Origin of the sequence: Klebsiella sp. CN_Kp066 (assembly GCF_040065135.1) — a bacterium.
Taxonomy (GTDB): Bacteria; Pseudomonadota; Gammaproteobacteria; order Enterobacterales; family Enterobacteriaceae; genus Klebsiella; species Klebsiella oxytoca.
Window position 1 is genome coordinate 1 of record NZ_JBEAIU010000016.1, and the last position, 784, is coordinate 784.

Consider the following 784-nt stretch of genomic DNA (forward strand, 5'->3'; position numbering starts at 1 on the left):
CGCGGCCCGCTGGACAGCACCTTCGGCCCGCTGCTGACCCTGACGGGCAAAAACAGCGCGCAGAAGGTGATGGCTGCCGACAGCTCGCTCAGCTTACAGACCTGGCTCACCCGCATCACCCGCGTGCGCCTGAAACTTCAGCAGGTGGCGAATGCCGCCGACCCGCAGGCGATGATGCAGCAGCTGGCGCAGACGGTGTTCCGGGGCCGGAGCGTGGAGCTGACCGACACGCAGGAGTACGGCAGCCTGGTGGCGGCCAGCCTCGGTGAGGCGTGGCGCGGTTTCGGGCAGACGATGTTTGTTCAGCCGCTGACTCAGGCCCGGGAGGCGGTACTGCAGCCGTCGGCGGCCAGCCTGAACGAGGCGTGGCAGCGCTCCGTGGTCGCGAACTGGAATGCGGCGTTTCAGGGGCGCTATCCCTTTGCGGCCGGGAAGAGCGACGCTTCGCTGCCGATGCTGGCGGCGTTTATCCGCCGCGATACCGGACGTATTGACCGTTTTCTCAGTACGGAGCTGGGCGGGGTGCTGCGCCGGGAGGGCAGCGACTGGGTGGCGGACAGCACCCGCAGCCAGGGGCTGACCTTCAGCCCGGCCTTTCTGAACGCGGTGAACCAGCTCAGCCAGCTGTCCGATATTCTGTTCACCGACGGCAGCCAGGGCATCAGCTTTGAGATGCAGGGGGTGGCGATGCGGGAAGTGGTGGAAACAGCGCTGACGCTTGACGGGCAGACGCTGCACTATTTTAACCAGCTGGCCGACTGGCAGCGCTTCCGCTGGCCGGGGG

1 pseudogene is annotated in these 784 nt (G+C 67.0%); it reads left to right on the forward strand.

The features are described from left to right. A pseudogene (locus tag ABLV75_RS02860) lies at positions 1 to 784 on the forward strand (type VI secretion protein VasK); the annotation flags it as partial.